Origin of the sequence: Kytococcus sp. HMSC28H12 (genome assembly GCF_001816045.1) — a bacterium.
In the GTDB taxonomy this organism is placed as follows: domain Bacteria; phylum Actinomycetota; class Actinomycetes; order Actinomycetales; family Dermatophilaceae; genus Kytococcus; species Kytococcus schroeteri.
In genome coordinates, this window is the sequence record NZ_KV824617.1 from 1 (window position 1) to 6,788 (window position 6,788).

The following is a 6,788-nucleotide window of genomic DNA, read 5'->3' on the forward strand; positions in this document are numbered from 1 at the left end:
CCGCCGCCGCACCGGCCTGCTCGGCGGCAGTCCGCTCCCCGTGGCGCGGGCCGGCCACCTCGTCGGCGTGGCGCTCGGCCACCGGGCGCACCAGCAGGTTGGCCACGAAGCCGACGGCGAGCACGCCCACCATCGTGAAGAGGGCCGGGCGGTAGTCCGAGGCGGTCATCGTGCCCGGCTCGCCGGCGCGGTCGAGCACGGAGTTGACGATCAGCGGCCCGGCCACGCCGGCAGCAGCCCACGCGGTGAGCAGACGGCCGTGGATGGCGCCGACCTCGAGGGTGCCGAAGAGGTCCTTGAGGTAGGCCGGGACGGTGGCGAACCCGCCGCCGTAGAAGCTGATGATGAGCGCGGCCAGGGCCACGAACACCACCGGGCTCGTCCCCCCGAAGAGCGCCAGCAGTGCGAACGCCGCGAGGCCCACGCCGAGGTACATCGTGTACGTGGCGCGGCGGCCGATGTGGTCGCTCGTGGTGGACCACACGAACCGCCCGCCCATGTTGGCCAGGGACAGCAGACCCACGAACCCGCCGGCCGCGGCCGCGGTGACGGTGGACGACCCGCCCTCGGTGCGGAAGAAGTCCTGGATCATGGGCGCCGCCTGCTCGAGGATGCCGATGCCGGCGGTCACGTTGGTGAACAGCACCACCCACAGCAGCCAGAACTGCGGCGTGCGGATGGCGGTGCCGGCGCGCACGAGCACGCCGTTGGTGGCCGGCACGTGGTGGGCGGCGTCGTCGTCGCCGAAGCCCTGCGGCAGGCGCATGAGGGCCACGCCCACCATCATGAGCACGAGGTAGCCGGCGCCCAGGGTGAGGAAGGTGGAGCTCAGCGCGTGCCCGCTGGCGAAGGAACCCGGCGTGGTGGGGCTGTAGGCCGGGTCGAAGGCCGAGAGCAGGCGGTTGGACAGCGGCGAGGCGAGCAGCGCACCACCGCCGAAGCCCATGATGGCCATGCCGGTGGCCAGGCCCGGCCGGTCGGGGAACCACTTCATGAGCGTGGACACCGGCGAGATGTACCCGATGCCCAGGCCGATGCCGCCGATGACGCCGTAGCCCAGGTACAGCAGCCACAGCTGGCCGGTGGAGATGCCGAACGACCCGACCACGAAGCCGGTGGCCCAGCACAGCGCCGCCACGAACATGGCGCGGCGTGGGCCGTTGCGCTCCACCCAGGTGCCGAAAGCGGCCGCGGAGAGGCCCAGCACCACGATGGCGATGCTGAACACCCACGCGACGGCCGTCTGGCTGGAGCCGAAGTGGTGCACGAGCGAGGACTTGAAGACCGAGAAGGCGTAGACCTGCCCGATGGACAGGTGCACCGCCAGTGCGGCGGGCGGGATGAGCCACTTGCTGTAGCCGGGTCCGGCGACGGACTCGGCCTTGCCGAGGAAGGCCAAGGGAACTCCTGGGGGCAGAGGGGACGGGCGTGCGACGGCCCGCGAGGGTGGCCCATGGTGACACGGCTCACGCCGTGGGGTCGATGCCGTGGAGCCGGGCGGGTGGGCCGCACCCGGGCTACGCTGAACCGACACCTCACCGGCACACAGGCAGGACCCCCACATGACCTTCAACGACAACGCGAACCTGGACACCTCGCAGGTCTCCGGCGGAGGGGGCGGCGGTGGCTTCGGCCGCGGCGCCGTCATCGGCGGTGGTGGCGGCATCGGCGGTCTCGTCCTGCTGCTGCTGGTGTACTTCCTGGGCGGTGGCGACATGCTCGGTGGCGGCGGTGGGGGTGGCTCCCAGAGCCAGGGTGGCAACTGGAACTTCGGCGGCGGGTCGGTGCAGGCCCAGCAGGACACGGGGTCGTTCGGCAAGGGCACGGGCGACTTCTCGCACTGCAAGACGGGCAAGGACGCCAACGACCACACCGACTGCCGCGTCATCGGCACGGTGAACTCCGTGCAGGACTACTGGTCCAAGGCCCTGCCGCAGGATGTCAACGAGCAATACCGCAAGGCCACCACGGTGATCTACAACGGCCGCACGCAGAGCCAGTGCGGCACCGCCTCCAACGAGGTGGGCCCGTTCTACTGCCCGGTGGACGAGAAGATCTACATCGACCCGGCCTTCTTCTCCGAGCTCGACAAGTTCGGCCTGGAGAACCCGGAGAACAAGAACCTGGCGCAGATGTACATCGTGGCCCACGAGTACGGCCACCACGTGCAGAACATTCTGGGCCTGCTGGGCGAGGCGCAGAAGGATGCGAAGGGTGCCGAGTCCGGAGCCGTGAAGGTGGAGCTCATGGCCGACTGCCTGGCCGGCGTGTGGGTGAAGAACGCCGACAGCACCCAGGACGCCGAGGGCAACACCCTCATCCAGAAGGTGACCCAGGAGCAGATCAACCAGGCCCTGGAGGCGGCGGCGGCCGTGGGTGACGACAACATCCAGCAGCGCAGCGGCCGCGGTGTGAACCCGGAGGGCTTCACGCACGGCACCTCCGAGCAGCGCCAGCGCTGGTTCATGGCCGGCTACGACGGTGGCACGGCCAACTCGTGCAACACCTTCAAGGCCGAGAACCTCTGAGCCACCCCGTATCCGGCGGCCCGTTCCAGGGGGGGGACGGGCCGCCGTCGTGTGCCCACGGTCACCCGGCTGAAGGCGTTCCCCACCTTTGGTCACTGATAAGATGACGTCATGCCACTCCCCCTGACACGTCGTCTGCACGTGGACCTGGGGCGTTCCCCGGCGTTCCGATGTTGAGCCGCTGAGCTCCGTCGACCCGCCGGTCCGCCCGGCTCCCCCTGTGCACTCCCCCATCGCCCGTCCCCGTCCGTCGGGGTCCGGGCCGATGCCGTGTGCGCGCCCTCGAAAGGATCCCTCGTGTCCACCTCCTCCCCCGCCGCCACCGCGGCAGGGCCAGCCCGCCGCGGCTGGCGCCCCTCCTTCGGCCAGCAGATCCTGCTGGGCCTGCTCGCCGGCCTGGTGCTCGGCGCCCTCGCCAAGAGCATGGGCGGCACCGCCGAGAACCCCAACTGGCTCACCGAGACCCTCACCATCGTGGGGTCCACCTTCGTGACCCTGCTCAAGACCCTCGTGCCGCCGCTGATCTTCCTGGCCGTCGTCGCCTCGGTGGCCAACCTGCGCGCCGTGGGCAACGCCGCCCGCCTGGCCGGTCAGACCCTGCTGTGGTTCGGCATCACCGCGCTGGCCTCGGTGACCATCGGCATCGTGCTCTCGCTGGTCACCCGCCCCGGTGCCCACACCACCGTCTCGCGTGACGCCGCGGCCGCCCCTGACAGCAGCGGCTCGTGGCTGGACTTCCTCACCGGTATCGTGCCCACCAACTTCCTGGGCATCTCCGCCAAGGCGGGCGAGGCCGGCGAGATCACCATGGGCTTCAACGCCCTGCAGATCGTGGTCATCGCGCTGGCCGTCGGCATCGCCGCGGTGAAGGTGGGCGAGGAGGCCGAGCCCTTTCTCGGCTTCGCCCGCTCGGCCCTGGCCATCGTGCAGAAGATCCTCTGGTGGGTCATCCTGCTCGCGCCCATCGGCACCGCCGGCCTCATCGGCAAGGCCGTGGCCACCTACGGCTGGGAGACCATGGGCAGCCTGGGCATCTTCGTGGCCACCCTCTACGTGGGCCTGGCGCTCGTGACCTTCGGCCTGTACCCGCTGCTGCTCAAGGCCCACGGGCTCTCGGTGCGCCAGTGGTTCTCCGGGGCGTGGCCGGCCATCCAGCTCGGCTTCGTCTCCCGCTCCTCGCTGGGCACGATGCCGCTCACCCAGCGCGTCACCGAGCGCAACCTGGGTGTCTCCCCCAGCTACGCCTCGTTCGCCATCCCGTTCGGCGCCACCACCAAGATGGACGGCTGCGCCTCGGTCTACCCGGCGGTCGCGGCGATCTTCGTGGCCCAGTTCTTCGGGGTGGAGCTCGGGCTGACGGACTACCTGCTCATCGTCGTGGTCTCCGTGCTGGGCTCCGCGGCCACCGCGGGCCTCACCGGCGCCACGGTGATGCTCACGCTGACCCTCTCCACCCTGGGCCTGCCGCTGGAGGGCGTGGGCCTGCTGCTGGCCATCGACCCGATCATCGACATGGGCCGCACCGCCACCAACGTGGCCGGCCAGACCGTGGTGGCCGCCATCGTGGCCCTGCGCGAGGGGCTGCTGGACCGCGACCTCTACGACGCCGAGCGCACCGGTGAGGCCTACGTGCCCGAGCACGACGAGGCCGGTGCCGAGGCCGCGCCGGCCGAGGTCCTCTCGGACGGCGGCGCCCGTCGCGCGGACGAGCTCGTGCCCGCCTGAGGCACGACTCCGCCCGCCGCGCCGACGAGCTCGTGCCCGTCTGAGGCCCGCTCCCCTGCGCTGCTGCGCACGTCCTGACGCCCGCGTCCCCACCAGGGGCCGTGGGCGTCGGCGTCTTCAGAGCCCGAGCCGGCGAGGCCGCTTCCGGGCGTGGCCACCCCCGACGGTGTACGTGGGTCGGGCCGGCCAGCCACGCGCGCCCGTGAGGGCATCCACGGCGCGCCCGGCAGGGCCAGCAACGGCGTATGGGGAACAGGGTGCTCGCGGGAGGGGTGTCCTATCACCTGATAGGTCGACCGAATCGCAGTCACCCGCCTGCGTATCGGTCGACCTATCACGCGATAGGACACCCCTCCCACGAGGGCCGGGGTCGCCTCACGGCCACGTGGTCAGGTGGCCGCGCGTGCCGGTACGCGTCCGCGCGGCACCACCATCGGCGTGCCGGTCACGGGGTCGTCCACCACGAGCGAGTCCAGCCCGAACACCTCGCGCACCGTCTCCTCCGTGATCACCTCGCGCACCGTCTCCTCCGTGATCACCTCGCGCGGCGTCCCGGCGGCCACGAGCTGCCCGGCGGCCATTGCCACCAGGTGGTCGGAGACCCGCGCGGCCAGGTTGAGGTCGTGCAGCACCATCACCACGGTGGTGCCGCGCTCGACGTTGAGCTGCGCCACCAGGTCCAGCACGTCCACCTGGTGGGCCAGGTCGAGGAAGCTCGTCGGCTCGTCGAGCATGAGCACGTCGGTCTGCTGCGCCAGCGCCATCGCGATCCACACGCGCTGCCGCTGCCCGCCCGACAGCGCCGCGACGGGACGGTCGGCCACGCCCAGGGTGTCGGTGCGCCGCATCGCGTCCTCCACCGCCTCGTGGTCCGCCGCCGACGCGGGCCGCCACGCCGCGCGGTGCGGGTGCCGGCCGCGAGTCACCAGCTCGGCCACCGTGAGCCCCGCGGGCACGAGCGGCTGCTGGGGGAGCAGCCCGATGGTGGTGGCCACCTGCCGGGTGGGCAGGGAGTGCAGGTCGGTGCCGTCCAGCGTCACCTGTCCGCCCGCTGGCTTCAGCAGCCGCGCCAGACCGCGCAGCAGGGTGCTCTTGCCGCACCCGTTGGCGCCCACCAGCGTGGTGATGGCCCCGTCGGGCACGTCCAGGCTCACGCCGTGCACCACCTCGGGGCCGCCGTAGGAGAGCCGCAGGTCGCGGCAGGCGAGTCGGGCGGTCATGAGGACATCCACCTCCGAGAGGTCAGGAGCAGGCCGAGCAGGAAGGGGCCGCCGGCCAGGCCGGTCACGATGCCCACGGGCAGGTTGCCGCCGGGGGCCAGGTAGGCGCCGGTGTAGTCGGCCGCCAGGAAGATGCAGGCGCCCACCAGCCCGGCGCCCAGCACCGTGGTGCGCCCCTGGTTGAGGGCGCGCGCGATGGGGCCGGCCAGCAGCATTGCCAGGCCACGCAGGCGGGTGGGGTGCTCGCCGAGGCCGGTGGCGAGGTCGTCGCCCAGCTCCAGCACGCCCAGGCGCGCGGTGGTGGCCACGAGCAGCGGGAGCAGCACCGCGACCAGCAGCGCCAGCACCCCGATCTCGCGCCACAGCACGTCGTTGACGCTGCCGGAGAGCCACACCACCGCGTCCTGCGCCTTGTGCAGCTCCGTGCGCAGCAGCAGCCAGTGGATCCCCGCCATGAGGGCGGCCGAGAGCCCGATGCCGGTGAGCACCATGGTGTGCGCGGCGGCATCGGCCGGGCCGCGCCGTGAGAGCAGCACCAGCAGGCCGGTCACCGCCAGCCCCCCGCCGGCTGCGGAGAGAGCCACGGCCGGGCCGGTCCACTCCAGCACCACGAGGGCGAAGAGCGCGCCGAAGCTGGCGCCCACGCTCACGCCCACCACGTCCGGGCTGGCCAGCGGGTTGCGCAGCACCGACTGGAAGGTGGCGCCGGCGGCCCCGAAGGCCAGCCCGGCCACCACGGCGGCCGCCGCGCGGGGCAGCTTGGACTCCATCACCAGGAAGCTGGCCACGGGGATGTTCTCCCCGCCCAGGATGCGCAGGAAGTCCGGCAGGGTGACGGTGTAGTCGCCCAGCAGCACGCGGGCGGCGAACAGCGCCAGCAGCAGCACGGCCAGGCCACCCAGCACGATGCCGTGGCGGCGCCCCACCGCGCGCAGCGTCCGCCGCGGGCTCGGGGCGGACTGCGGTGCCGGCGCCCCCGCGCGCTCGGCCCCCCCCGCGTCGTGGCACTCATGTGTGCACCCTTCGACGGGCCACCAGCAGCACCAGCGCGGGTGCCCCGATGACGGCGGTCATGATCCCCACGGGCACCTCCGTGGGCGGCAGCACCACGCGGCCCAGGGTGTCGGCGGCCACCACGAGGGCCGCGCCGAACACCGCGCTGCCCAGCATCACGCGGCGCTCGTCGGGGACGGTCAACGAGCGCACCAGGTGCGGCACCACGAGCCCCACGAACGCGATCGGCCCGGCCAGCGCCGTGCCGGCGGCGCACAGCATCACCGCGCCGGCGGCCACCACCAGCCGCACCAGCCCGACG

Annotated in this window: 6 protein-coding genes; 2 read left to right on the forward strand and 4 right to left on the reverse strand. The window is 72.5% G+C overall.

Annotation, left to right across the window (positions count from 1 at the left end; all coding sequences use genetic code 11):
- A partial coding sequence (locus HMPREF3099_RS09805) for an OFA family MFS transporter (RefSeq protein ID WP_070705805.1) occupies positions 1 to 1,399 on the reverse strand: 1,399 nt, incomplete at its 3' end.
- A gap of 163 nt (positions 1,400 to 1,562) precedes the next feature.
- Between HMPREF3099_RS09805 and HMPREF3099_RS09810 the strand changes: the two genes are divergently transcribed.
- Entirely contained in the window at positions 1,563 to 2,528 is a 966-nt protein-coding gene (locus tag HMPREF3099_RS09810) for a KPN_02809 family neutral zinc metallopeptidase (RefSeq protein ID WP_070705806.1), read from the forward strand.
- Positions 2,529 to 2,825: 297 nt separating this feature from the next.
- Positions 2,826 to 4,253 carry a dicarboxylate/amino acid:cation symporter gene (locus HMPREF3099_RS09815; protein ID WP_070705807.1) on the forward strand — a complete coding sequence of 476 codons (1,428 nt, stop codon included), beginning with the start codon at positions 2,826 to 2,828 and terminating at the stop codon, positions 4,251 to 4,253.
- A gap of 389 nt (positions 4,254 to 4,642) precedes the next feature.
- On the opposite strand, the gene HMPREF3099_RS09820 is transcribed toward HMPREF3099_RS09815, so the two are convergent.
- The 3 genes from HMPREF3099_RS09820 to HMPREF3099_RS09830 form a co-directional block, all read right to left on the reverse strand.
- A complete protein-coding gene (locus tag HMPREF3099_RS09820; RefSeq protein WP_070705808.1) occupies positions 4,643 to 5,473 on the reverse strand; it encodes an ABC transporter ATP-binding protein in 831 nt (276 codons plus the stop codon).
- On the reverse strand, positions 5,470 to 6,399 hold the full coding sequence (locus HMPREF3099_RS09825) for a FecCD family ABC transporter permease (RefSeq protein WP_237769824.1): 930 nt from the start codon (positions 6,397 to 6,399) through the stop codon (positions 5,470 to 5,472). The genes HMPREF3099_RS09820 and HMPREF3099_RS09825 overlap by 4 nt, the downstream gene beginning before the upstream one ends.
- A gap of 82 nt (positions 6,400 to 6,481) precedes the next feature.
- Positions 6,482 to 6,788: iron chelate uptake ABC transporter family permease subunit (locus HMPREF3099_RS09830; protein WP_141762116.1), on the reverse strand; the 307-nt coding region annotated here is incomplete at its 5' end.

Excerpts from the sequence above, each read along its gene's own strand:
- HMPREF3099_RS09810 (WP_070705806.1), top strand. The coding sequence starts at position 1,563 with ATGACCTTCAACGACAACGCGAACCTGGACACCTCGCAGGTCTCCGGC.
- HMPREF3099_RS09820 (WP_070705808.1), bottom strand. The coding sequence starts at position 5,473 with ATGACCGCCCGACTCGCCTGCCGCGACCTGCGGCTCTCCTACGGCGGC.